This is a genomic window from Paenibacillus sp. FSL R7-0272 (assembly GCF_037969905.1).
Taxonomy (GTDB): Bacteria; Bacillota; Bacilli; order Paenibacillales; family Paenibacillaceae; genus Paenibacillus; species Paenibacillus polysaccharolyticus.
Genome location: NZ_CP150221.1, coordinates 2,180,282 through 2,204,008, shown reverse-complemented (window position 1 = coordinate 2,204,008; position 23,727 = coordinate 2,180,282). Strand labels below are relative to the sequence as shown.

At 45.8% G+C, this 23,727-nt stretch carries 24 protein-coding genes, 1 tRNA gene and 2 pseudogenes; 10 read left to right on the top strand and 17 right to left on the bottom strand.

Going from position 1 to position 23,727, the window contains the following annotated elements:
* The first annotated feature begins 86 nt into the window (after nt 1-86).
* From MKY23_RS09800 to MKY23_RS09790, 3 genes are all read left to right on the top strand, one after another.
* The gene (locus MKY23_RS09800; RefSeq protein WP_339837590.1) at nt 87-2,138 is read left to right on the top strand and encodes an LTA synthase family protein; all 2,052 of its coding nucleotides are present in this window, start codon (nt 87-89) and stop codon (nt 2,136-2,138) included.
* A 60-nt stretch (nt 2,139-2,198) separates the two neighbouring features.
* Entirely contained in the window at nt 2,199-2,624 is a 426-nt protein-coding gene (locus tag MKY23_RS09795; protein ID WP_308722084.1) for a cytidine deaminase, read from the top strand.
* 89 nt (nt 2,625-2,713) lie between these two features.
* Entirely contained in the window at nt 2,714-3,448 is a 735-nt protein-coding gene (locus MKY23_RS09790; RefSeq protein WP_154958102.1) for a DsbA family oxidoreductase, read from the top strand.
* 339 nt (nt 3,449-3,787) lie between these two features.
* Here MKY23_RS09790 and MKY23_RS09785 read toward each other — a convergent pair whose 3' ends face one another.
* Together MKY23_RS09785 and MKY23_RS09780 are read right to left on the bottom strand one after the other, a co-directional pair.
* On the bottom strand, nt 3,788-4,618 hold the full coding sequence (locus tag MKY23_RS09785) for an aldo/keto reductase (RefSeq protein WP_339837585.1): 831 nt from the start codon (nt 4,616-4,618) through the stop codon (nt 3,788-3,790).
* Nucleotides 4,619-4,750: 132 nt separating this feature from the next.
* Complete coding sequence (locus tag MKY23_RS09780) at nt 4,751-5,032, bottom strand: hypothetical protein (RefSeq protein WP_308722085.1); 282 nt, start codon at nt 5,030-5,032, stop codon at nt 4,751-4,753.
* A 158-nt stretch (nt 5,033-5,190) separates the two neighbouring features.
* Between MKY23_RS09780 and MKY23_RS09775 the strand changes: the two genes are divergently transcribed.
* The gene (locus MKY23_RS09775) at nt 5,191-5,637 is read left to right on the top strand and encodes a hypothetical protein (protein WP_090920466.1); all 447 of its coding nucleotides are present in this window, start codon (nt 5,191-5,193) and stop codon (nt 5,635-5,637) included.
* A gap of 58 nt (nt 5,638-5,695) precedes the next feature.
* Here MKY23_RS09775 and MKY23_RS09770 read toward each other — a convergent pair whose 3' ends face one another.
* The 9 genes and pseudogenes from MKY23_RS09770 to MKY23_RS09730 form a co-directional block, all read right to left on the bottom strand.
* Nucleotides 5,696-5,917: a DUF1450 domain-containing protein gene (locus tag MKY23_RS09770; protein ID WP_090920463.1), complete on the bottom strand. Its 222-nt coding sequence runs from the start codon at nt 5,915-5,917 to the stop codon at nt 5,696-5,698.
* Nucleotides 5,918-5,938: 21 nt separating this feature from the next.
* The gene (locus MKY23_RS09765) at nt 5,939-6,241 is read right to left on the bottom strand and encodes a heme biosynthesis protein HemY (RefSeq protein WP_090920458.1); all 303 of its coding nucleotides are present in this window, start codon (nt 6,239-6,241) and stop codon (nt 5,939-5,941) included.
* Nucleotides 6,242-6,554: 313 nt separating this feature from the next.
* Nucleotides 6,555-7,781, bottom strand: a complete 1,227-nt coding sequence (locus MKY23_RS09760; RefSeq protein WP_339839346.1) for a M14 family metallopeptidase — start codon at nt 7,779-7,781, stop codon at nt 6,555-6,557.
* 293 nt (nt 7,782-8,074) lie between these two features.
* Nucleotides 8,075-8,884: a glutamate racemase gene (gene racE / locus MKY23_RS09755; RefSeq protein ID WP_339839343.1), complete on the bottom strand. Its 810-nt coding sequence runs from the start codon at nt 8,882-8,884 to the stop codon at nt 8,075-8,077.
* 437 nt (nt 8,885-9,321) lie between these two features.
* Nucleotides 9,322-9,567 (bottom strand): annotated as a pseudogene (locus tag MKY23_RS09750) (YtxH domain-containing protein); the annotation flags it as partial.
* A 187-nt stretch (nt 9,568-9,754) separates the two neighbouring features.
* Nucleotides 9,755-10,657 (bottom strand): DUF4261 domain-containing protein, encoded by a 903-nt coding sequence (locus MKY23_RS09745; protein ID WP_339837580.1) that lies wholly within the window; start codon nt 10,655-10,657, stop codon nt 9,755-9,757.
* Between the two features lie 17 nt (nt 10,658-10,674).
* On the bottom strand, nt 10,675-11,130 hold the full coding sequence (locus tag MKY23_RS09740) for a HepT-like ribonuclease domain-containing protein (protein ID WP_090920449.1): 456 nt from the start codon (nt 11,128-11,130) through the stop codon (nt 10,675-10,677).
* A 174-nt stretch (nt 11,131-11,304) separates the two neighbouring features.
* A complete protein-coding gene (locus MKY23_RS09735; protein WP_090920446.1) occupies nt 11,305-11,592 on the bottom strand; it encodes a Dabb family protein in 288 nt (95 codons plus the stop codon).
* Between the two features lie 316 nt (nt 11,593-11,908).
* Nucleotides 11,909-12,301 (bottom strand): annotated as a pseudogene (locus MKY23_RS09730) (phage holin family protein); the annotation flags it as partial.
* Between the two features lie 447 nt (nt 12,302-12,748).
* Between MKY23_RS09730 and MKY23_RS09725 the strand changes: the two are divergent.
* On the top strand, nt 12,749-13,345 hold the full coding sequence (locus MKY23_RS09725) for a helix-turn-helix transcriptional regulator (RefSeq protein WP_090920440.1): 597 nt from the start codon (nt 12,749-12,751) through the stop codon (nt 13,343-13,345).
* 189 nt (nt 13,346-13,534) lie between these two features.
* Nucleotides 13,535-13,726: a hypothetical protein gene (locus tag MKY23_RS09720; protein ID WP_090920438.1), complete on the top strand. Its 192-nt coding sequence runs from the start codon at nt 13,535-13,537 to the stop codon at nt 13,724-13,726.
* 65 nt (nt 13,727-13,791) lie between these two features.
* Here the strand turns inward: MKY23_RS09720 and MKY23_RS09715 are convergent.
* Nucleotides 13,792-13,876: transfer RNA gene (locus tag MKY23_RS09715), tRNA-Leu, on the bottom strand.
* 222 nt (nt 13,877-14,098) lie between these two features.
* Between MKY23_RS09715 and MKY23_RS09710 the strand changes: the two genes are divergently transcribed.
* The gene (locus MKY23_RS09710) at nt 14,099-15,091 is read left to right on the top strand and encodes a Gfo/Idh/MocA family oxidoreductase (protein WP_154983084.1); all 993 of its coding nucleotides are present in this window, start codon (nt 14,099-14,101) and stop codon (nt 15,089-15,091) included.
* A 71-nt stretch (nt 15,092-15,162) separates the two neighbouring features.
* Here the strand turns inward: MKY23_RS09710 and MKY23_RS09705 are convergent, their stop codons facing one another.
* The 4 genes from MKY23_RS09705 to MKY23_RS09690 all read right to left on the bottom strand — a co-directional run bounded on the left by MKY23_RS09705 (nt 15,163) and on the right by MKY23_RS09690 (nt 19,138).
* Nucleotides 15,163-16,785 carry a sensor domain-containing diguanylate cyclase gene (locus MKY23_RS09705; protein WP_154886642.1) on the bottom strand — a complete coding sequence of 541 codons (1,623 nt, stop codon included), beginning with the start codon at nt 16,783-16,785 and terminating at the stop codon, nt 15,163-15,165.
* A 164-nt stretch (nt 16,786-16,949) separates the two neighbouring features.
* On the bottom strand, nt 16,950-17,684 hold the full coding sequence (locus MKY23_RS09700; protein WP_154886645.1) for a fused MFS/spermidine synthase: 735 nt from the start codon (nt 17,682-17,684) through the stop codon (nt 16,950-16,952).
* 63 nt (nt 17,685-17,747) lie between these two features.
* On the bottom strand, nt 17,748-18,656 hold the full coding sequence (locus MKY23_RS09695) for a LysR family transcriptional regulator (RefSeq protein WP_090920428.1): 909 nt from the start codon (nt 18,654-18,656) through the stop codon (nt 17,748-17,750).
* Nucleotides 18,657-18,700: 44 nt separating this feature from the next.
* Nucleotides 18,701-19,138: a MerR family transcriptional regulator gene (locus tag MKY23_RS09690; protein ID WP_339837568.1), complete on the bottom strand. Its 438-nt coding sequence runs from the start codon at nt 19,136-19,138 to the stop codon at nt 18,701-18,703.
* A 133-nt stretch (nt 19,139-19,271) separates the two neighbouring features.
* Between MKY23_RS09690 and MKY23_RS09685 the strand changes: the two genes are divergently transcribed.
* The 3 genes from MKY23_RS09685 (at nt 19,272) to MKY23_RS09675 (ending at nt 22,682) form a co-directional block, all read left to right on the top strand.
* Entirely contained in the window at nt 19,272-20,120 is an 849-nt protein-coding gene (locus tag MKY23_RS09685) for an SDR family NAD(P)-dependent oxidoreductase (RefSeq protein WP_339837566.1), read from the top strand.
* Between the two features lie 178 nt (nt 20,121-20,298).
* Nucleotides 20,299-21,462 carry an oxalate decarboxylase family bicupin gene (locus tag MKY23_RS09680; protein WP_154886651.1) on the top strand — a complete coding sequence of 388 codons (1,164 nt, stop codon included), beginning with the start codon at nt 20,299-20,301 and terminating at the stop codon, nt 21,460-21,462.
* Nucleotides 21,463-21,542: 80 nt separating this feature from the next.
* Nucleotides 21,543-22,682 (top strand): zinc-dependent alcohol dehydrogenase, encoded by a 1,140-nt coding sequence (locus MKY23_RS09675; protein ID WP_339837563.1) that lies wholly within the window; start codon nt 21,543-21,545, stop codon nt 22,680-22,682.
* Between the two features lie 185 nt (nt 22,683-22,867).
* On the opposite strand, the gene MKY23_RS09670 is transcribed toward MKY23_RS09675, so the two are convergent.
* Nucleotides 22,868-23,650, bottom strand: coding sequence for a class I SAM-dependent methyltransferase (locus MKY23_RS09670; RefSeq protein ID WP_339837561.1), 783 nt, complete (start codon nt 23,648-23,650; stop codon nt 22,868-22,870).
* Nucleotides 23,651-23,727 lie beyond the last annotated feature (77 nt).

Here is a 23,727-nt window from a genome sequence, read left to right as displayed (position 1 = left end):
TTTACATTCCGTTAACAAAATAAACGACATATTTAATCCATAGCTTCTCGAATCATGAACAACTACATAAAAAAGGGGGAAACATTATGGTTTTCACTCAGCCTATGCGAAGTTCCAGAACGCCCATGCTTCTGCGTCACCCATTGACGCTATATGTTATTTTCACGATACTGATCCTGCTTAAGCTGATGTTCCTGCATCACAATCTGAACGCGTATAACATTACCATGGGACTGCTTGATAAAGTGATTGCGGTTGGATCATTGTTGCTTCTGTCCTTCTGGGTCTGGTGGCTACCACGTAGAGGCATGATTGCTGCACTTGCTGTCCTTCACTTGTTTCTTACTGCACTCATCTATGCGGATATGGTCTATTATCGCTACTTTCAGGATTTCCTTACCATTCCTGTGCTCTTACAGGCACGACAGGTAGACGCACTTGGTGATAGCATTGCCACTTTAATCTATACCCGCGATATATGGTTTTTTGCCGATTTATTCATTGTTATTCCGTGTGCAGCCTTAATGCTGTTCAGCAGACGTTATCGCTCAGGTCAACCGTCAGGGATGTACACAAGCAGTTCTAACGGTAGTTATAGCGGTTACTCCTTCACTTCCTCCATATCTCATAAAAAGCGCCTCCGCCGCCGTCTATTGGCAGGTGTCACAGCGCTCATTCTGGGATTGGGTCTTGGCGCCGGCCCTATATATTATTACAGCAAAACCTGGGCTAAGGGGCTGTTTGATAACAATTGGTGGAATGTATCCATGTACAACGTAACCGGATTGCTCGCTTTTCACGGCTATGATACGTACTCTTATGTCAAAAATAATATAGGTTCCGGCCCCGAAGCCGATCCAGCCGATATCCAGCAAGTTAAAGCTTATTTTGATGATCGACAAAAGTCGAATGCAGGACAGCTCAACCAGCCCTTATACGGAAAATATAAAGATAGCAACGTCATTATCGTGCAAGGTGAAGCTTTTATGAATTTTATGATTGGACAAAGCATTGGCGGGCAGGAAATCACACCCCACTTCAATGAACTGATGAAAGAAAGCCAGTATTACAGCCACTTTTATCACCAGACTGGACAGGGAAGAACGTCAGATGCCGACTTCGGCGCCAACATCTCTCTGCACCCTCTTCCTGTAGGTTCAGCGTTTGTGCGATACGCAGATCATATGTACGATTCGTTACCTTCCATTTTGAAGGAGCATGGCTATAGCACCAACGTATTCCACGCCTACGAGAGCGGGTTCTGGAACCGATATACGATGTATCAGAATATGAAATACGACAAGTTCTACAGCAAAAATGATTTCATAGAAGATGACCCGCTTGGCTGGTCTTTGTCGGATGTATCTTTTTTCCGGCAGTCCGTGGAGAAAATGAGTAATGAGGTGAAGGAACCCTTTTATTCATTCCTCATCACACTTAGCAGCCATCATCCCTACGCCTCTCTGCCTAAAGAGAAACAGCAGCTGGATGTGGGTGAATTCCAGGGCACCATGTTCGGAAATTATCTGCAGTCTGTTCACTATGTAGATGCCGCACTCGGTGGTATGGTGGAGGATCTGAAGAATCGTGGACTATGGGACAAGACTATCTTCATGTTCTACGGTGACCATGACAGCTCGATTAACGACAAAGCTCAATATGAGAAGTTTCTAGGCCGTGGGCTGAACGATCTTGATATGGCACAGATCATGAACGAAGTTCCACTGCTGGTACATTTACCTGACGGAGCTGAAGCCGGTACCTTTGATAAACCTTCAGGGCAGCTGGATATTACACCATCGGTGCTACATTTGCTCGGGATATCGGATGAATCCTATTATCACATGGGAAACAATGTGTACAACGACACGGAACGCACGGTAGTGCTACGTAACGGTTCATTCACTGATGGTAAAGTGTTCTATATTCCCTCGGACGATTACCTTTATGCCAACGGAGCTTGTTACGACCAAGCCACTCACGAAACGACGGATATTAACGCCTGCAGGGTTGGTTTCGAAACAGCCTCAAAACGTCTGCATGTGTCTGATACGATCATTACCTACGATCTGATACGTCAATTCCGTGAGGAGAAGGAACGACCAGCAGATGCTACCGAGAACTCTTCGAAAAAATAATTAGGTACAGAAGAAAGAAATAAATGTCAGACACACTTTGTTAAAAAGGAGTATCATCTTATGTCGACTAACCTCCATTCACACGATATCGAACAAAAACTTTATGATGCTGCTACCGAGTTTGTTAAAGAGCGGTACCCTCAAGGTTGGGGCGGAGCAGGCGCTGTATATACCGACGCCGGATCTCTGCTCATCAGCGTAGCTCCAGAGGTCATCAACGATGCGGTGCATCTTTGCATGGAAACAGGCGCTTATCTGGAAGCTCATAAATTAAATGAGCGGGTAACCCACTCTCTCTGCGTAGCGCGCAATGACGAAAATACCGGATTCAAAGTGCTTACACCTTGCGGAATCTGCCAGGAACGCCTTTTTTATTGGGGAGGGGACGTCAAAGCAGCTGTATACGATCCGTCCGGACAACTTATTTTCAAAACATTAAATGAGCTTCAACCAAACCATTGGACAAAAGCTTACTCGAACGATTAAATTCGAATAACTTGCGAAAATTTGAAAGTCACTTTATAATTGTAACTATAATGGTTTCAATTTAGGAACATAATGGAGGTTTTAAACCAATGAATATTGAAGTATGGTCTGATTTCATGTGCCCTTTCTGTTATATCGGTAAACGCCGTCTGGAAAACGTACTGGAAAAATTCCCGCATCGGGATGAAGTGAAGTTGCAATTTAAAAGCTTTGAGCTTGATCCTAACGCAGAAGTGAACAGCGGAAAAACGAATGTAGATTATCTGACTTCCAAGTACAACATCAGTGAGGAACAAGCTCGCGGGATGAATGCACAGATGAATGCCAATGCTCGCACAGCAGGGCTCGAATATAATATTGATGCCATGATCCCAACTAACTCCTTCGCCGCTCATCGTCTGACTCACTGGGCAGATACTCAAGGTAAAGCCCTTGATCTGAGTGAGCGTTTGTTCCACGCCATCTTTATTGAAGGTAAACACGTTGGTGATCCTCAAGTGCTCGCTGATCTCGCCCAGGAGGTTGGTTTGGATCGCGAAGCTGCCGTTGCCGTTCTGTCTAGCGACCAATATACCGAGAACGTACGTGCCGATCAGGCAGAAGGCGCACAGCTCGGCATCCGAGGTGTTCCATTCTTCGTTCTCGATCGTAAATTTGCCGTTTCCGGAGCACAGCCCGACGATGTCTTCCTCGATGCTCTCCAAAAAGCATGGGATGAACGTTCCCCGTTCACCATTGTTGAATCGAACGATGCCGCATCAGATCGTAACGGTGTATGCACAGAAGAAGGTTGCGAGGTTCCTCAGAACAAACCTTCTAACTAACATAAAAAGCAGCAGATCATGGAAATACTCATGACCTTGCTGCTTTTTTTATGTTTACTGCAAGCGTCTCCCTCTACACACTAACAAACAACCTAATCAGAACAAAACGGAGAAGCGAAGCCCTCCGTTTTGTCACTGCCCTCGCACTCCGAAGCTCCTTTTCCAGTGACTCTCCTGTCCAACGTTGCTGCGGAGGGGGCGAAATCGATTCTGTAGAAGCAAAGAAATTCGAAAACAACAGCGATCAAAAGAACGATTCGTCACCGGAGCTTCCACCAACGTCCCCCCGGAGATCCCACCAACGTTCATACTTATTTAACCGGAAAATGAGCTTCGTCCTCAATCCCAGAATAGCTGATCCGGATGTGGTCCTGTCCGTTTGTCCGAATCGAGCGCATCAATCTGTCTCAACTCATCTGGTGTCAGTTCAAAATCAAAGATATCTGCGTTCTCGCGAATCCGCTCAGGTGTCACCGATTTGGGAATCGTCACAATCTGATTCTGGATATCCCAGCGTAGAATAATCTGAGCCGGTGTTTTGCCGTACTTCTGAGCCAATCCCTTCAAGGTAGATTCCTGATTTAACTTCCCTTTCATGATGGGACTCCATGCCTCAAGTTGAATGCCTTGGGCCCCGCAGAAGTCCTGCAGTTCCTGCTGAATCAGTCCCGGATGCATTTCCACCTGATTCACCGCAGGCACCGTACCGCCTTCATCTATAAGATCGCGCAGATGATGTACCTGAAAATTACTCACACCGATTGCACGCACACTTCCTTCGCTATACAGACGTTCAAAAGCTCTCCACGTCTCTTTATATTGATCCCGGCCTGGCCAGTGAATCAAATATAGATCAATGACATTTAAACCAAGTTTCTTCTGGCTGGCTTCGAACGCTCTAAGCGTCGAATCATAACCTTGATCATCATTCCAGAGCTTCGTCGTTACGAATAGTTCATTACGGGCTACACCACTACTCGCAATGGCTTGTCCCACTTCCTCCTCATTGCCATAAACGGACGCGGTATCAATGCTGCGATACCCTACTTCCAGAGCGGTCTCTACCGCCTGTTGTACTTCTTTTCCTTTTGCCTTATAAGTCCCGATTCCAAGCCATGGCATTGTCACTCCGTTGTTCAGAATTGTGCAATCTGTAATATGTTTAGTCATCCTGTACCTCCCGTATTGATTTTTGCCTGCTCTCGGTCTATTAACCTTCTGACAGAATTTTAAGCGCTGGAAAAAAACCAAAAAAACCTGCAGACCATCACGGCCTGCAGGTTACGGTGTAACAGGAACAGTTTATTTCTTCCCTTGCCTGTGCTGATTCTGGAGCGAGTGTAACCTTTTCTTCTCCTCAATGAACATTTCCTGCGCTAACTCGAAACCCTGTCCACCCAGAGACAACTCTGCTTGCCTCATCGCCTGCTCGGTATGAGCCAACCGCTGCTCTGCCTGCACAATGGTCTGTGCATTCGGATGGGACATGGCCTGGGATACAGCATAATGAAGCTTGTTCACCGCATTTTGCGCCTGAGATACCGTTGTACCCGCTTGCAAACTGGAATCATAACGCTTGGGCATGAGTTATTCCTCCTCGGAATCATATTCCTGTCACCTCGTTAGCATGGATTGCATAGAGAAGACTTATTCTTTTTTTGAAAATTTGTTCAAACTTTATGCCTCCAAGATACGTTAAAAGAGCAGAAGGTTGTAAGATCAAAAAAATGGAGGAATGCTGATTGAGTACAAAAGGGATTCGTATAGGCCTCCTAACCGTTTCATTGCTATCCGTTCTGTTACTCTTATTTTTTATTTTTTGGACGCAGCGCTTCACAAACTCCACGTATGAGATCAAAGGATATGTCTCTTCATCGTTGCATAAGGATATCCCCGTGCCTGCCAATGCCAAACTCATTGAATCCGCGGCATATTCCGATCACCCCACACAATCTCGGAGCGAAACGTATGAACTGAAACACATCGGTGGTGAACAAGGACTATATCCACCTGAAGATTATTTTCAAAAGTTACATGAGGTCGGTTGGACGGAACTGAAGGACGAGCAGATGGGCAATGTTCATATTCTTAATAAAGAAGACGTTCGCATCGCCATTGAAATTCAGGAGGACACCTTCCAAATATTTTTGCTCCATTCGGATCGGGATCGTCATCAAAACTTGGGCTAAAACAAAATGCAACGCAAAAGGAGAGGCTTCTGCCCCTCCTTTTCAGGTAGCTATTCGGTTATTTGATGAACTTGGAAACCTTCGTAAGTACTTCTTCTTCCGTTGGAGCACTGATGTATCGGCCGTTGATGAAAACAAAAGCACGCTTCGCACATGGGCCGCAATAAGATTTACAACCGATCTTGATTTCTGTGCCTGGAGCCATCTTCTCCAGTTTAGGCACAATGGATTTCAATCGGATGTGATTACATTTTTCGCATACGCGGATATCGTTAGCCATGAGTTCCCCTTCTTCGCTCCCTTAGTGGTCGCCGTGGTTGCCTTTGGATGGATTCGTGATCACAAATCCTTCTTGTGGCAAGTAGAGGTAATCAATTTTTACGCCATCCAGCATAGGTTGTCCATTTTCCAAAATAACGTCGATGCCCTTATCTGTAGATACTACAGTGTCATTATCTCCTGGCGTATCCAGGTCAAGACCGTAATGCGCATGGTCTCCGTGTGCATGTGTAATCACAACACGCAATAGTTTACCTTCGTTCTCTGGCTTGTCCAGTTCAAGCTTCAACACTTTCGCTGCGTTACGAGTGATTTTGCAGTTCATTCAATTCATCTCCTATATTATCATTGCTGGTTTCAACAATTTCAGCATTCATTTTAAACTCCAGCATCTATTGTAAAGAAAGTTACAGCTAATCGCAATAACATTGATGCGAAAATGACATGAAGTCATATTTTCGACACGACCTCGAAATGTTGTTTTGTCCACCAGCACTGGATATTTGCATTCAGCTCGGCCGACAAACCAACTCATCAGAATCAGGGTTATTAAGGTTGGATTTACAAAGATAAAAAACGAGCGCCGCTTCAGCGCCCGTTCCGGTTATATGTCTGAACGATCTTTCGTTTCATGCCCGCTAACCCGAGGCACCTGCCTCACGCTCTCCGTGGGATAACAATTCTGCCAGTAGCATGCCCACTTCCACACAAATGTCATCAAATTGCTCCACAGGTAGCGGATTCACTCCAAGACCCACCTCTACGGTGAATCCCGGCTTGCCAAACGCTTGAATAAACCAATCTTTATAACCAGCATCACTACCACCAAGTTTTACCGCTTTATACCCGGACGCTTTGGCTAGCTTACGCGACAATGGTGCACTCTCTCTCGGCTCCAGATCCCGATAATTCCAATAGATTTCTTGACCTTGGCTATGCAGGGATACCACTGCAGCAAATGCATGTTCCTGCGTCCACTGTGCAAGCGCCTGAGCCTCAGGTTCTGTTAGCGGAGCCGTGCCCGCATAATCCCTAGGACCAGGCGAAAAAACACTTCTGCGCGCAACCTCCTCGTCCCAGTGAGCCGGAAACTGATCATTAAGATCCACACCTCTGATGTTCGCTTTCCAATGTGTAAAGTGTGGTCGTCCTCCATTCCACGCAAGTAATTCAGAAGCATACTTATGATGATTCACTACACCTTCCTGAACTAGCTCTACTCCGTCCGGGTTCACCATGGGCACCGCCCATAAGGTCGTCTCTTGCATCCAGCGCTGCGGATCATAGGAGTGCCACAGCGAGTCCAAGGAATACGCCTCAGCGTATTCTTCAATAAACCTCATTAGAACTGGCGTGGTTAACCATTCATTGGCGTGAACCGATGCATTTACATGGATATGGCGGGGGCCTTGCCCGATTCGCACATAAGGTAATGTTTTCCCCATCACACTTGTACCGATCTCTCCCGATTTCACGCAGGAATAGCGTGCTTCCAATCGCTGTATATCTCTGATCAATTCACGATATCCATATTCACCCTCAATGTTCACGATGGTTTTCCCACCAGTCTGAGGAATATTTATACAGCATCCACCCCAATCCTTCACCTTGGAGATTTCGGGATTACTCTCACGAAGCTGTTCTTCCGATAATGCAAAACGTTCTGCCGCTTCCTGCACCGTTTCTCCCGGTGGCACCGCATATCTGCGTCCGGTTCCAGGCATCACACGTAACATCTGACCGGCAAGTAGATAAGGCTGAGCTGTAGCTTCGGGGTTCAGCGCACACAACAATGCATTAGTCATGCGATATGCCGAAGCAATTCGCGGTAACGTGTCACCTGTTTTCACGATAATCCATTGCAGTTCCATGTTGTTCTCCCTTCCACAGGTCGGATTCTCCCAATTGATTTTCCTTTATTCGTACCTGTATTATCGTATGCAAGCCCGGTTGTCCGTCATGTGACATCGTTCGCAGACTTCTATGTTATGTTAGATATTCTTGCCACTAGAGCAGACCAGAGTTGTAGCGTGCCTAAGAAAAAATAAAAGCCCGAACCTTTACAGGTCCGGGCACCGAAGCAAAATTACATAGATGAATGCAGGCTTAATCCTATTTTTATTCCATATCATGATATTGCTAATACATCCGACAGCGATTACGACAACTTCGTGACCTGCCAGACGACAGGTGTCTTGGAAATTTGCTCTCCCAGCCATTGTTTCGTAATATTCTGGAACATACGCGGATCACCAGTACAGAAAAACTGATGCACAGGCGTTTCATCTCCGCTTGCCAGCTTACGTTTATCATATAAGATGGTACTGATTTCTCTCGCTGTTTCATCAGCTGAGCTGATGAGCTTTACATCCTGGCCCATGACATCCTGAATCGTGTCCATCAGAAACGGATAATGCGTGCAACCAAGAATCAGACAGTCAATAGGCTCTCTTTTAATTTCTCCGAGCGCTTGATCCACCGTATACGTTGTGTGTTCGGAACGAAATTCGCCTTTCTCCACCAACGGCACCAGTGCAGGACAAGCCTGGCTGACCACATCGACATAAGGAGACAGCTGCTTGAGTGCCGACGTATACGCCCCACTTCCGATCGTACCCACAGTCCCGATCACACCGATGCGGCCTGTGCGTGTTGCCATAATGGCTGCCCTTGCACCAGGATGGATCACTCCAATGACAGGAACATCCACCTTGGTCCGGATATATTCCAGTGCGGCGGCTGTCGCCGTATTGCAGGCGATCACAATCACTTTCGGATTAAACTGAATCAAAAAATCAACGATTTGCTCCGTAAATTGTTTCACTTGTTCGGACGAACGGGGTCCGTACGGTGTCCGGGCAGTGTCCCCAAAATAAATGATCTTTTCCCGCGGGAGCTGACGCATCACTTCCTTCGCAACGGTCAATCCCCCTACACCGGAGTCTAATATAGCAATAGCTTGCTGCACGAACACACCGCTTCCTTCTTCATTAAATTCATTCTGATCTTCCATACTAAAAAAGCTTTCTACCTACCCTATGATATTTCCGGCAAAAAGGTACCTACATCTTACCCGATTTCATCGCCGGGTTCAAATTTAAGTCATTGAATCCTGTTGTCATGCATAGGCACGAGCACACAACAAAGCAGGCTTTCCACCGGATTGGGGAAAGCCTGCTAAACCCGCATTGCTTAGTTTTCGTCTTTGGACTCATCGGTAGTAAGCTTGACAATATTTTCGTTCACCTGCTCTGTCGGTACCAACTTCAAGCCTTGAGTTTGTACTGAATCCTCTATTTGCTCTTGAACCCGGATCTCAGGCTGGACATGCCCCTGTACTCCTTCAGCTTTATCCGGATCTGCAATTGCAGCGGATATCCGGATTTCTTTACCATCCGAAGAGCAACGCCAGGACTGGATATCCTTGATGACTACATCCGCCGTTTCCTTCACTTTGGATACGATCTGCGAACTTTGCTCTCCCACTTTTACAGCCAATTCCTGACCTTTGTCCGTGACTTGACGAGCACCCTCGGTGATATCCTGACGTAATTCACGTCCTGATTTTGGTGCAAGCAACAGTGCAGTGACCGAACCAACGACGGAGCCGATTAAAGCCCCCCACAACAAGCTTTTATTCGAATCTTTCATGATCCATCTCTCCTCTTCAATGGGTTAGACATCGGTTTATGAATCAACGATAGGATCTGTTCATCTAGGCCAATGCCTACTCTGTTGATGCATTATAAGCAGGATGGGCTTGACCTGACACTCTGGAGTGAAAAAAAAAAACGGAACAAACGCATCTCTGGGTTAAGATACCCATCCTCATTCTTTTTTACCGAACTGTCTGAGGCGCGGGTACAGCATGCTCTTCTCCCGGGTTAAGATCTACGACGTATCTCCCTGGTGCAATTAAAGCAAACTGATGCTCACAGCGCCAGCGCTGTCCACCAGATGAGCCCAAGGTCTGACCATCCTGCAATACATCTCCCTGATCAAATATGTAATACGCAGCACCCAGAAGTGTCTGAGCCACCGTATCGGGGTCAAGTCCAGTAAAGTGACATTGCACATCAGGTACGCCAAGCGCAGATAAACCTACGGTATCCATAACCAGTTCTCGCTGTTGCTCCGTACCTCCCGCTTGATACATCCGCACATTCATCGCAGCATAGAGATGCTCCTCGCGTTCCTGGGATTGAATGTAAGCATCAGGTTCAACCAGTTTGTCACTGCCGTACCAGTAAAGCGCATCACAATCCAGTGTATCCAGCACAGCAAGCACCGTTTTCTGGAACAAGTCCAGACGCTGTTTACGCGGCATGGCAGCAGTAAACATATCATGAATCCGAATGGAATAATGGGCAGAAGCTATAGCTTGTCCTGCTTCAGGCCAGTGCCATGCTTGCTGCAAAGCCCCTGCAAAACGTGTACGGTCCACAATTTCATGTACGGGTAGCAAGCAAGTCTGAGCGGGGATGCTACCTTCCTGAAAGGAAACCTTATGTTCCATATGGTAGAACACCATCATCTCCTGCGTTCCCTGTTCCTTCTCTTCCTGTTTTACATCCAGTCTCCCTTGTCCCGTTCGATGGATGAGCGCCTCCTGTAACACATGCCGATTCACATCTGGCTTTTCATTAAACAGGAACTCCACCATGTACACGGGGTGAAATCCTGATGACATTTCATCGCTTTCCCGCTTCCCTTGATCTGTCCCTTTCGAATCTTTCTCCATACAGCTTCCCTCATTCCTTACTCTCTCACTTGGCCTTCATTTCCCTGAAAAGGTCCAAGTTCTTTTTCCACATAAGTGCTTACCTGGCCGGAGAACTGTTCAAGCACATCCGGCAAGGCTGCACTAAGTGGATTCAACACGGTTCGCTGCCAGCTGTAATAATCTTGCACAAGCGGTTTACGCAACGTAACGAGTTGACGCAAAACCCCGTATGTTGATTCATCAAATACGTTCTCTTCATAATTAATCTGAATAATATCATCGTAACTGCTTGCATCTCTCATAATGAAACCATCAATGAGATAACTGCCCACATCAGTCACAATCTCAACGGCAAGATGCAAACATCGTTCTTGCACCATCCCCAATACCAGACCACCATCCCAGGCCTGTACAACCTGCCGAAGCCCTTCAGCAACTTCCGGTATCGCGTCAAGCCGGCGAGCGATCTGCTCCCTATTCACATAATACATTCATTCACTTCCCGTTCAGTGAGTTATCGGTTTCGTTTCCCTCTGCGCTTAAGCCAGAAGATCATAACAGGGCAAGCGATCAGAAACACAACAAAAATATATAGAAATTCCATAACGTCTCTTAAATCGCTCATGCAGATTCCCCTTCAAATCCAGAATAGAATGTGTAAAACCTTAGATCACATAGTCAACAGCAATGGATTGTTCTCTCACTTCGTTCATGTACTTGATGACATCCTGATGGAGTGGGTGAACCTGATACGCCTGAAGATCTTCCAGCGAAGCAAACTCCGCTGTCAGTGAAATGTCGAATGATCTGTCCGAACGCAGTACATCGATACCCACCTCAAGGGACATGAGAACATCGATTTTGCCTTCCAGATTACGCAGAACCTGGGCAGCCGCCTCAACGCTTTCTGCAGAGCGATCTTTCATTTTGAACAGGACAATATGCTTAATCATCTTGGTAAACACCTCGTTTGGATTAATAACTAGAACTATTAGCTATGTTTCGTGTATCCAAAATATATCATATCACCGTCTATTACGAAAGGATGCTTTGTATGCGTTTCCCGAACAACAATAATATTCCCCCAGGCTAATCCTTCGTTGAATCCGACTGCCGATCAGAAGACACTCCCCCATTCTCAACCCTTTTCTCCTGACCTTGAACAGTTTGAACATCTTCTTTTGATTGAACCTCTTCTTTTACTGGGGAAGGGATAGCTGAATTTGGCTTAGGCATGTTCCATTCCCGGTCAGGCAGACTGCTCTGTTCCTCCTGTTTCTTAAGTACCGCGATAGCCTGTCTGAGCTTGGCAGGTAAAGGCAATCCAATTTTGGCATAATTCTCTGTGATTGAGATCAATTCATTGACCAAGTAAAAATAAATTGCTCCTCCCTTAATAATATCTGTCCCCATAATCAGATCAATACGGTGAGCAAGCAGAACAACGGTCAGCATTAGCCCTTTTCGTGCAAGTCCCCAGAAGCCAATATTACTGTTCAATCCCGTTCCCGTTCTCACAGCTGCCGCCAGACCTGTAACATAATCAATAGCCATAGCGATCGCAAGCAGACTAAGTAGCTGATCCCACCCGCCAAAAGCGAACGTCACAACCGCTCCCGAAATAGCAGTAACCGAACTCACCGCTGGGCTCACGTTCCTCACCTCTCCCTTGTTCTTTCTTGTTTGAACACCCTACAATATATGTGAGAATGAGAGATTGTGATCGTTCATCTGTCTTGCTGAACATGCGGATTTATCATTTCAGATTTGTGCACTTTTTTGGTTTGAACACCAAAAGTAGATTTACAAATGTAGTAGGAGTTCAGGGGAAAAACAGCATGAAATCAACAAAACTAACACAAAAGTTCTAAAGACCTATGAGTGGGTAAATAGAACTAATTAATTTGTAATCTCGTACAATTCATTCCATCTTTTTTAGTGAATCATTGTAATCTAGGAATATACTAGGATGTGTTTCGCAAGAGGTCTAGTTCGTAGTTCCCTCTTTCATGTAGAATGACGCACAAGCGGTTTTCAAACCAGTAATTGCGGCACTTGAAAGTACCCCTTTATTTATTGTAGTATTTGGTTAAAAAAATCGGAGGAAATATGCCTAATCAACCAGAACAACATTCCATCCAGGCGTGGTCTCTGATCAACCGTAAATATTTGGGAAAAGGTGTCCGTGTTAAACGGTTCCGCAAACCGACACGCTGTCAAATCCGCAATCGTGTTCTTCTTGCCGTGCTGATGGCCAACGATATTAAATTGTCTCAGCTCGCTGAAGACCTCTCGATCTCCTCACGCAGTGTAAGCGCGTGGGTGTATGAAGGGCGAATACCCGGCAGTACCAATCTGGACAAAACTTGTCAGTTGCTTGGCTACCCGCGACATATTCTTTTTAATGAAGAGGTCGTGCGCAACAGTCCTGTCATCTGTCAACCCGAGCCTTCCCGCTTTATGAAGCGGACGGTAACCCGCTCTCCAGTGAGTAACCGTATTTTGACAGGCCTGTGTATGGTCCATGATTTGTCGGTGACAGATGTCAGCCACTGGATCGGGGTTCATCCCGGCACTTTCCGCAAATGGCTGCATCAGGGAACGCTGCCTTCTGCCGCGTTTCAGGAACAAGCGGAACAATTTTTCCGCATCCCGAAAACTATTCTGTTCGCAGATGTCATTCTTAAGGATCGTCGTAATCAATAAAACAGCGAACAGCCAAAAGGCTCTGCGCCCTCTCCCGGGGGCCAGAGCCTATTTTAGTTGGATACGCCAAGACGATGAACGATGCATAATTTACCTGAAAAGACCACAAAATGAAACTGTGTAGCGAGCGGATTATTGCATTACAAAAATGGACCACTCCATACTCTATTTTAGAAGCAGGTGAATACAATGAAGTCATTCAAACATCTGGGGGTCGCCTTGGGTTTTCTCGCTGGAACCACCTTTGGTAGTGGAATTGCGTTTTTGTTTCGTTTCTCGCCCGTTCAATTAATGCTCAGTGTTGCTCTATTCGGTATAGCTGGTATCCTTTCAGGATTGCTGACCAGTAAAATTTGGTATAACCAGATTCAGGAGCATTAAGGAAAAAGCAAACGAAAAAAGGTTTGTACATTGCCCATTCGGGCAACATACAAACCTTTTTGTTATGCGGTCGAGAGGACTCGAACCTCCACGGGGGGTTAGCCCACACGGACCTGAACCGTGCGCGTCTGCCAATTCCGCCACGACCGCATATTATGTATCTCTTCATCATCGATGAAAAGTATATCCGGTGAAACAACTCCTTGTTTTACCGTAATTCAGAGTATACATGTTACATTTTTATATTGCAACAACTTTTTTAATCCCTTAGAGGGACATATGTCCTTTTCTCACTAATTCAAACCAGATATGTTTATCAATAGTAATTTTATAATGACATAAAGCACATATACCAATGAAGGGGACTTTCATTTGCTGAATTCAAAACTATGTTTTATCGGAGCCGGATTCCATGCCTCCACGAATATTTACCCTGCAGCGATCGAAGCGGGTGCAACCATTCAGGCTGTGGCTACAAGGAATCTTGAACGATCTAGGGCTGCCCTGCTTCGCTTTGGCAGTTCAGGTCAAGCCTATGATCATGCCGGCCAGATGCTGAAGCAGGAAACCTGTGACGGAGTCGTCGTCGTTGCTCAGCCAGTGGATCAAACCAAACTTGTGCTGGAATGCATTGAAGCAGGTAAACATGTCTATGTGGACAAACCACTTGGCTGGACTGCAGAAGAAGCCGCTAAGGTGGCCCAAGCAGCAGATCAGGGTGCTGTTGTGGTCATGGTCGGTTTTATGAAACGATATGCTCCGATCTATCAAAAACTCAAGACACTCATTGATGAGAGAACACTCGGTAAAGTGCGCTCGTTCCAGATGAAATTTGCCGTAGATAGCACGCCTTTTTGTGAAAATGAAGAACAGTTTATGAAACTGGCTGCCATACATATGGTGGATCTCATGCGTTATTTGTTTGGCGAAGCTACGCAAGTAACAGGAACGACTGTAAGAGATGGAAAACATATTAACCAGAGTATTTCCTTGATTTTTGATGAAGGTGTCACGGGCAGTGCCTATTTTACAGGGATGAGTGCATGGTCACGTGAAAGCGAAAGTGTGCTGGTTACTTTTGAGCATGGATTCGCTCTAGCCGATGAGATCACCAAACTTACAATACATGAATCTCATAAAGGGGATCTTCTTCCATGGAAGTCTCTTGAAGAACACGATTCGTTATATACTCCTTCCGGCACCCCAATGTCTGGAGCTTATAGGGATCTCTATCTGCGTGGCTTTGTAGGTGAAATGAGACACTTTATGTCCTGTTGCCAGACGGGAGCCGTTCCACTCTCAAGCGCTCGCGATAATGTTAGCACAATGGCTTTATGTGACCGAATCCTGTCATCTTTCATATAGAAACAAACAGAAACAGACCCTGTTCATAAGGGTCTGTTCGTATTCTTCCGTTTCTCTGTTCTTCTGTGCTACTATTTTGCTTTTTCCACTGTCTGAATGATGACGGTTCGATTGCGTCCCTCTTCTTTGGCCAGATAGAGCGCATTATCTGCCAGATGAAACAATTCTGTTTCCGAGCGGGAATGCATTGGAAACTCAGCAATGCCTGCAGATATCGTAACCGTACGATCAACAGCTAATATACTTTCTTCAACTGATATCCGAATGCGTTCGGCTATCTCATACGCCTTCTTGGAGTCGTAATCCCTTAACAGTACAACAAACTCTTCACCACCAAACCGAAAACAAACATCCTCAGGCCTTACAGACATCTGAATCAACTTCGCGATCTGTTTTAGAACCTCATCTCCGGTCGAATGACCATAGGTATCATTAATTAACTTGAAGCGGTCTATATCGAGAACAATGATCGCAAATGGATTCTCATCATGAGTCCATGCCTGAATCACTTCCTCAAAGGTTCGGCGATTATTCAAACCAGTTAATACGTCCGTTCTAGCATCATACACCAACTGATCCGTCTTGTTTCTGAAACTTGTCATAGCCCCAAGCACCGCTCGAGTAAGCAGATCAGCTTCCCTGTTCCAATGCGGCTTCACGACAGGTAACTCCACCTGCCCTTTGTCCACTTGTTGCACAAGATCAGCCAAGAATACAAACGGATGCACCAGCTTCCGGGCTACTCTTAACACAATTAGAGTCAACAATATAAAGGGTACCGCTATGTATAGCAACAACAGTCCGATCTGACGGTTTAACTGATCATATACGATTTGAGTTGGAGATACGACAACCACTCCCCAGTTGGTTGCTGGAACTTTGTAATATCCGGCAAGCGTATTAACCCCATCCAAATTCGTATATTGCTCTTGTCCCGTCTGATTTTTGATCAGTTTCTGCACCACTGTATTGGCTCTAATATCTCTGCCAATTCGGCTGACGTTGGGATGAAAAAGCAACGTTCCCTTATGGTCAACTATAAAAAAGTATGTTCCGTTGTCGGTTTTAAGTTGACTCCCAAACGACAAATCGAGTATATTATTTTCCTGCAAATAGATACTCCCACTAATCATGCCTTTGTATTTTCCCATTGGATCAACAATTGGTTCACTGAGAAAAACAATTCTACGATTGGTTCGCGGTGTCACGTAAGCATCTGATATGTATGAGGCTTTGGATTTGATCGCCGCTTTGGCCGCCTCGGAGCTCACATGTGTACCAATACTGGCCTGAGAATACGGTGACCTCGACAGCACAAGCCCCATCTGGTCTGCCAAGACTACAGCGTTAAAATAATCACTGCTATTATGGATGAGATCCAGCGTAGTGTTCAGTTTCTCCTTATCATTGAAATCGACATTTTTAAAATGTGCGGCTCCATACTTTAAGCTTTTTTTCATGGATTCAAATAAGGAGTTTAACGTTTGACTCATCTGTACAGCACTCGCATAGTTAACAGAAAGAGTATTGTTAATAAGAGACTGTTTCTGCGTGGTATACGAGGTAATCACCATAATGGTTAGCGTCATCAATACGGAGATTGTAACGAATCCACCAAGTAATGCGGTCAGACTGACTTTTTTGAACTTCTTTACTTTTCTGCGTAATCTGGATTTTTTTTTATTTGCAATCATTTTGCTTCCCCCGGATTTTCATAAAAAAGCATACCTACATCATCATATAATAAAGTTGTTAAGAAACAATGAAGAAATGACGTATATTAACTTTGAATTTATAGGATTGACGAATTTATGACAAAATAACGCATCCGGGGAATAAGCGAATCCTCTTCATCTATTTACCCTTCAATGACATAACCCTCTTCCAGGTTTTGCTCCACAAAGCCCGCCATATACCGCACCTGAACATCAATTGGGCGAAGACTTCCCATCAATATGCGATTCTGAACGTCATTAGGCTCGGCCGGAAGTGCAAAGGCACGTACATAAGGGAATTCTATTCCAAGCGTTGTGTAGATTGCGTTGACAAGCTGATCGTTACCACAACGTCCAAACACATTAAGCAGCACAGCACCACCTGCATACAGTTTGTCTTTTGCCATGTTAAAAAAAGAACGGTTCGTAAACTGCTCTGGTGTGCCCGTTGCCGTAAATGCATCTATAACGATATAATCGTACGTCCCAGCCTGTTCCCGTTCCAGCAGTTCCCGACCATCCCCCACCAGGACAGGGGACCCTTTGTATCCAAAAAAGTGCTGACTGATTTCCACAACCTCCGCATCCAACTCCGCTACCTTAACTTGTCGATCAGACAAATAAGAAGGGATTGTGCCAATACCCTGCCCCACGACGAATACGCGATTATAATGCGGGTTATTTCGCTCCATCAGATGTAGCATAGCCCTCGGGTACTCTAGAACAATTCTGGAAGGTTGCTCTACATCGATCGCCCCCTGTACGGCATCATTAGAGAACTGCAATACACGAAAATGTCCTTTTTCCCCGTAAAGCCTTTTCGTCTCGTACACCGTCAGTTCATGTTGCTCACTTTTATTCCGGTATAGTACTCTCAACTTCCTGCTCCCTTCAGATGAACCTTTGAACCTATAAAATCCATATTACAAAGACCCTGTGACTCAATCTTGCAAACCAATTGCTTCGTGTAATGCCTGCACATAAGCCACGCCAAGATTGGAAAGTGACGTGCTTTTATGAGAAATCCACCCGACATTGATAGACTCTTCACATTCAAGCGGAACCGGAATGATTTCATTGCCGTTCAGATCGGCGCTAAGCACTCCAGTCGAGATGGTATACCCGTTCAGACCGATAAGCAGATTAAATAAAGTCGCCCGGTCGTTGACCTGAATGCTTTTGGGATGAGATAACGTACTCAGAATTTCTTCGGAAAAATGAAAAGAATTATACTCCCCCTGGTCAAAGGACAGGTAAGGATAATCCTGAAGCTGTTCAATGGCCACAGACTCCTGCTTCGCAAGTGGATTGTTCACACTGATGAAAATATGCGGTTTCGCTGTAAACAGGCTTGTAAACACAAGTCCGGCATCTTTCAACAATTTATTGATAACTTTGGCGTTGAATTCGTTCAGATAAAGGATGCCAATCTCACTCCGAAGACTTTTTACATCCTGAATGATCTCATACGTTTTAGTCTCGCGTAGTGCAAGTTCATACTCATCATGACCATGCTGCTGAACAAGCTTTACAAATGCATTCACCGCAAAAGCGTAGTGCTGGGTGGATACCGAAAAGTGTTGGGGAGACGGCTTCGCATTCAGATAACGATTCTCCAGCAGTTCGGCCTGTTCGACGACCTGACGAGCATAACTTAGAAACTCCACTCCTTCTTTGGAAAGAGTAATGCCTTTATTGGTCCGTTCAAAAATGGTAATACGAAGCTCCTGTTCCAGATCGCGAATCGCGTTTGATAAGCTCGGCTGGGAGATAAACAACCGTTTGGCTGCTTCGTTCATCGATCCGTGTGTGGCAACCTCGATTACATATTTAAGTTGTTGTAATGTCATGACTTGACTCCTTTTCCGATATCCCTCGTACATCTTATATTCCATCAAGATAAAGTTTTCTTTTGGGCGATCCCTGTCACTAGATTCTCTGCTTCCAGCGAACAACGTTCAGGAAACATACTACGTTGCTCCAGCTTATTCTGAATAAAATCAACGACCTGCTGCAGCGAGGTGATCTGCTCTTCTACCTTTTTCTGATAATTGACGAGCATCTTCCGTTCCTCCGGGAAATCGTTCAAATCCGACTCCAGCGACATCTGCAGAAATGGCTTCATATCCTCAAGCGACATGCCTGTTTTCTTCAGACAAGTAATCAGACTCATCGTCTGGATGTCCTGTTCCGAATAGACTCTGTGGCTACTTGCTTTACGCTCCGCACGGGGGAGCAGACCAATCTTCTCATAATAACGAATGGTATCTTTGGATAACCCCGACCGCTCCGATGTTTCATGAATGGAGAACGTACTTTGCTCACTCATCATTAGCCCTCCCATACCCATACTTCTCTCTATCATATAACTTGGAGCTGGCTCCAAGTCAAGCCTCAAATCTACTCTTGACTTGGAGTCAGCTCCAAATTGTAGAATGACTCGAATACATGAGGAGGTCATTTTAATGAACCCAGTAAATCCGCTTCGCACAGCCGTAATAACCGGCTCATCTTCAGGAATTGGGCTGGAACTAACAAGACAGCTTCTAAAGGATCAGTGGGAGATTATCGCTCTTAACCGCTCCGCGTTCCCGGCAGATGATCGTGTAATTCAGTCCGCATTAAGCTCAGGTCAATTACGATCCATTCAAGCCAATTTCACGAATTATGCCAGCCTTCGCTCAGCGCTGGACCAGATTCGATCACAGACGGATTCCATTGACGTCCTGTTCAACAATGCAGGCGGAAGCACCTCTACCCTCCAATACTCCGACCAGGGGCGTGAGTTGCATTTTGAGCTTCAGACGGTGGTTCCTTATATCATTTATCGGGAGCTGTATGAGTCGCTCCGCCAAGGGAGGATGAAAACCGTAGTGAACACCTCCTCGACTGCTTTTCGCATGCTAAAAGCGTTCGACCTTGATACGTTGGAGCGGCCAGCTTCCTTCAAAAAGCTTTTTGGTCCTTACGCTGCGTCCAAGCTCGCCCTCTCATTGTGGACAGCTGAGGCTGCATCCAAAGCTATGGCGGATGGCATTCGACTTCTTAGTGTTGATCCGGGTGGAAACAACACGCTAAGAAGCAACAAAACATCCGGTTTGCCCTTCTATATCAAACCTGTTATGAAATTATTCTTTTCTCATCCAAGTCGAGGTGCATCACTTCTTCATAACGCAGTGCTCGGGAGCGTGAAGCATGATTCTGGTGCGTTTCTGGTTAATAATAAGGCAGCACGCCTTCGTTTTCATGAGCAAGGATCTACCATACTTCAACGTGTGCATGAAATCTATGAGCAAAATTATCTGAATACCTAATTCATGCTTGAAATTTACCGCTCTCGCCCTGAAGAAGTCTGATTCCAGACTTGACCGAATAAGGTCAGGTCTTTTTATCTTTGTCCTTCATATTTTCCAAGCCTTCGTTCATAGGTGTAAGCATGGTGAGTAAACCACATGACGCGGATTGCAGCGGATATCGGAAGGAGACATCAGAATGAGTAAAGAAAAACAACCCAGTGCTCAGCCGTATATTATCCCCCAACCTATTCGAAGCGACGGTGCAGGCGGCCCGGATTATGGACCAAGAGATGTGTTAAGAGACAAGCAAAATCCCGATATGCTTGTCCCCCCTAAGACAGATAATGGCTTGTTACCTAACCTCAGGATGTCCTTCTCCGACACCCATATGCAGCTCAATCACGGCGGCTGGTCACGTGAAATTACGGTACGTGACCTGCCTGTTGCCACCACGCTCGCCGGCGTGAATATGAGCCTGACTCCAGGCGGCGTCCGCGAACTGCACTGGCATCAGCAATCGGAATGGGCTTATATGATCTGGGGTACAGCCCGGATCACTTCTGTGGATCAGAACGGGCGAAACTTTATTGCTGATGTCGGTCCGGGTGATCTTTGGTTTTTCCCAAAAGGACTTCCTCATTCGATTCAAGGGTTGGAGAACGGGTGTGAGTTTTTATTGGTATTTGATGATGGGAGCTTCTCTGATCTGAATACATTATCCATCTCAGACTGGTTTGCCCATACGCCACCAGAGGTACTATCCTTGAATTTTGGCGTTCCTGAATCAGCCTTCCAATCGATGCCCAAGGAACAGGTTTATATTTTTCAAGATGATGTACCTGGTTCACTCGAAAGCCAGCGCGTTCAATCCCCCTACGGAACCGTTCCTCTTCCGTTTACCTATCGTTTGCTTGCACAGGAACCTTTGATCACACCTGGAGGAAGTGTGCGCATCGTTGATTCCACCAACTTTCCGATCTCCACTACAGTCGCCGCAGCGCTAGTCGAGATCAAACCTGGGGCGATGCGTGAGCTACACTGGCACCCCAATGCCGATGAATGGCAGTACTATTTGACGGGTGAAGGCAGAATGACCGTCTTTGGTGGCAATGGGATCGCACGCACCTTTGATTACCGGGCCGGAGATGTAGGGTATGTTCCCGTTGCCATGGGGCACTATATACAAAATACCGGAAAAGACACATTATGGTTTTTGGAAATATTCCGAAGTGACCGTTTTGAGGATGTCTCTCTCAATCAATGGATGGCTCTAACACCGCGTGATCTGGTTCGAGACAATCTGAATGCTCCTCCAGAACTGCTGGATGCATTACGGAAAGTGAAGTGGCCTGTCGTATAAAATAGTATAAACCTATATCATATGCACGAAAATGGGGTAAAAGGAAGAGAACCCCACATAGACCAAGGAGGAATATGAAGATGAAAGCCGTTACGTTTCAGGGCATCAAGGACATTCAGGTGAAACAGGTCGAAGATCCGGCACTGCAACAGCATGATGACATTATCGTTCGTATTACTTCAACGGCGATCTGTGGATCGGATTTGCATATCTATCAAGGCGCGCTACCTGCTGCAAAAGACTATGTGATCGGTCATGAACCGATGGGCATTGTGGAAGAGGTCGGACCTGAGGTTACGCGAGTCAAAAAAGGGGATCGAGTCGTCCTGCCTTTTAACATCGCTTGCGGTCAATGCTTCTACTGTAACCACGATATGGAGAGTCAATGTGACAAATCCAATGGAAATCCTGATATTCATACCGGGGGGTACTTCGGGTTCACCGAGCGATATGGTGGTCATCCGGGCGGTCAGGCTGAACTGCTACGAGTGCCTTACGGCAACTTCACTCCATTTGTCATTCCCGAATCCTGTGAGCTGGAAGACGAGGCATTATTGTTCCTTTCCGACGTGTTGCCGACGGCATACTGGAGTGTTGAAAATGCTGGCGTCAAGCCTGGGGATACCGTCACTGTACTCGGCAGTGGCCCTATTGGGCTAATGACGCAAAAGTTTGCCTGGATGAAAGGAGCCAAGCGGGTTATTGCCGTGGATCGTCTGCCTTATCGACTAGATAAGGCTAAACGTATGAATGACGTAGAGGTTTTTAATTTTGAAGAGCATGATGATATGGGTGAGCATATCCGCGAGATCACTCAGGGTGGAACAGATGTTGTTATTGACTGTGTTGGCATGGATGGCAAAAAGTCCATGCTGGAAGAGATCGGTCAGAAGCTAAAACTCCATGGCGGGGCGCTGAGTGCCATCGAAATCGGCATGAAAGCCGTGCGCAAGTTTGGAACACTACAGCTTACAGGCGTATATGGCTCCTCCTATAATATGTTTCCTTTGGGAAACCTGTTTGAGCGTAACATCAACATTAAAATGGGACAAGCTCCTGTTATTCATTATATGCCCGAACTATTCCGTAAAATTACAGCCGGTGAATTTGATCCAACTAAGATTATCTCACACCGTGTATCACTGGATAACGCGAGCGAGGCTTACCGGATATTTAATGACCACGAAGATGAATGCACCAAGGTCATTTTAAAACCCTGAATGAACGAAGGAAAGCTTTGGTAATGGATACTACATTACAGGCTCATTCTTTTGGCAATACAATGAAGGCGACAAGACCAGGAATAAAAATAAAAGCAGGCTTCTCTTACAAGAGAGGTCTGCTTTTTGCTTTTGAAGTTTCTTTATTCTTTAGGATATGAACCGTGCCTCTTCCCCTCTCACACTCAACGCTTGATTCCCTGGATATACACACTTTCTCCTTCAAAGCTGAGAATTTCACCCTGCTCTTTCTCCATAACATTAAAATAATGTCGGATCTCCTCTGTCGCATGCAGCAATCTCGCTTCAAGCTCCAGGCGTTCTTCTCCAAAGAGGGAGGCTCGCGTGCACCAATCATCAAAATGAAATTTTTTTGCAAAAGAAACCATCGTTTCGACCCGGTACCCTACGCGTTCCAAAAGTCCGATCCATTCTGTTTTCCGCCATGCCCGAACATGACTTGGGTCACGCCTTTTCTCTATGTCGTTGTAGAAACGATCTAGTTCATCCTGCTCGGGAGCCACATTGTCAATAAACAATAATCGGCCACCAGGTTTGGTCACCCGATAAGCCTCGGAAACAAACGAGGATACATCCGGAAAATGATGTGCTGCAATCCGGCAGGTCACCAGATCAAAGCTATTGTCCGGAAAAGGAATATGCTCAGCATCTCCCGTTACAAAATCCACATTTTCATGACCATTGCCCTGGATAAAACGTGCAGCCGCCTCTAACATTCCTTCAGTCAGATCGAGGGCTGTCACGCGACTTACCAGCGGAGCAAGCGCATTCGCGACATGTCCTCCACCCGTTGCTATATCCAGCACACTCATATGTTCTGCCGCCTGAGATGATGCAACGAGCAACGCGAGGTCCTCACCTTGTGCATGAATTGAACTTGTGACATAATGCTCGGCATTCTGAGAAAATTGCTTCCGCATCTGATTTTTGATCTGATCTTTCTCCATGATCGTTCCTCCTCTTTCTCTCGGACATATCTTACGAATATATCCTTGATTTTACTTTCCGCCATTCCCGAAGTTGC

Excerpts from the sequence above, each read along its gene's own strand:
- MKY23_RS09800 (WP_339837590.1), top strand. The coding sequence starts at position 87 with ATGGTTTTCACTCAGCCTATGCGAAGTTCCAGAACGCCCATGCTTCTG.
- MKY23_RS09705 (WP_154886642.1), bottom strand. The coding sequence starts at position 16,785 with ATGATTGCAAATAAAAAAAAATCCAGATTACGCAGAAAAGTAAAGAAG.
- MKY23_RS09790 (WP_154958102.1), top strand. The coding sequence starts at position 2,714 with ATGAATATTGAAGTATGGTCTGATTTCATGTGCCCTTTCTGTTATATC.
- MKY23_RS09695 (WP_090920428.1), bottom strand. The coding sequence starts at position 18,656 with ATGACATTACAACAACTTAAATATGTAATCGAGGTTGCCACACACGGA.
- MKY23_RS09690 (WP_339837568.1), bottom strand. The coding sequence starts at position 19,138 with ATGATGAGTGAGCAAAGTACGTTCTCCATTCATGAAACATCGGAGCGG.
- MKY23_RS09675 (WP_339837563.1), top strand. The coding sequence starts at position 21,543 with ATGAAAGCCGTTACGTTTCAGGGCATCAAGGACATTCAGGTGAAACAG.
- MKY23_RS09785 (WP_339837585.1), bottom strand. The coding sequence starts at position 4,618 with ATGACTAAACATATTACAGATTGCACAATTCTGAACAACGGAGTGACA.
- MKY23_RS09735 (WP_090920446.1), bottom strand. The coding sequence starts at position 11,592 with ATGATTAAGCATATTGTCCTGTTCAAAATGAAAGATCGCTCTGCAGAA.
- MKY23_RS09740 (WP_090920449.1), bottom strand. The coding sequence starts at position 11,130 with ATGTATTATGTGAATAGGGAGCAGATCGCTCGCCGGCTTGACGCGATA.
- MKY23_RS09770 (WP_090920463.1), bottom strand. The coding sequence starts at position 5,917 with ATGGCTAACGATATCCGCGTATGCGAAAAATGTAATCACATCCGATTG.
- MKY23_RS09745 (WP_339837580.1), bottom strand. The coding sequence starts at position 10,657 with ATGGAGAAAGATTCGAAAGGGACAGATCAAGGGAAGCGGGAAAGCGAT.
- MKY23_RS09725 (WP_090920440.1), top strand. The coding sequence starts at position 12,749 with ATGCCTAATCAACCAGAACAACATTCCATCCAGGCGTGGTCTCTGATC.
- MKY23_RS09795 (WP_308722084.1), top strand. The coding sequence starts at position 2,199 with ATGTCGACTAACCTCCATTCACACGATATCGAACAAAAACTTTATGAT.
- MKY23_RS09780 (WP_308722085.1), bottom strand. The coding sequence starts at position 5,032 with ATGCCCAAGCGTTATGATTCCAGTTTGCAAGCGGGTACAACGGTATCT.
- MKY23_RS09685 (WP_339837566.1), top strand. The coding sequence starts at position 19,272 with ATGAACCCAGTAAATCCGCTTCGCACAGCCGTAATAACCGGCTCATCT.
- MKY23_RS09765 (WP_090920458.1), bottom strand. The coding sequence starts at position 6,241 with ATGAACTGCAAAATCACTCGTAACGCAGCGAAAGTGTTGAAGCTTGAA.
- MKY23_RS09680 (WP_154886651.1), top strand. The coding sequence starts at position 20,299 with ATGAGTAAAGAAAAACAACCCAGTGCTCAGCCGTATATTATCCCCCAA.
- MKY23_RS09670 (WP_339837561.1), bottom strand. The coding sequence starts at position 23,650 with ATGGAGAAAGATCAGATCAAAAATCAGATGCGGAAGCAATTTTCTCAG.
- MKY23_RS09720 (WP_090920438.1), top strand. The coding sequence starts at position 13,535 with ATGAAGTCATTCAAACATCTGGGGGTCGCCTTGGGTTTTCTCGCTGGA.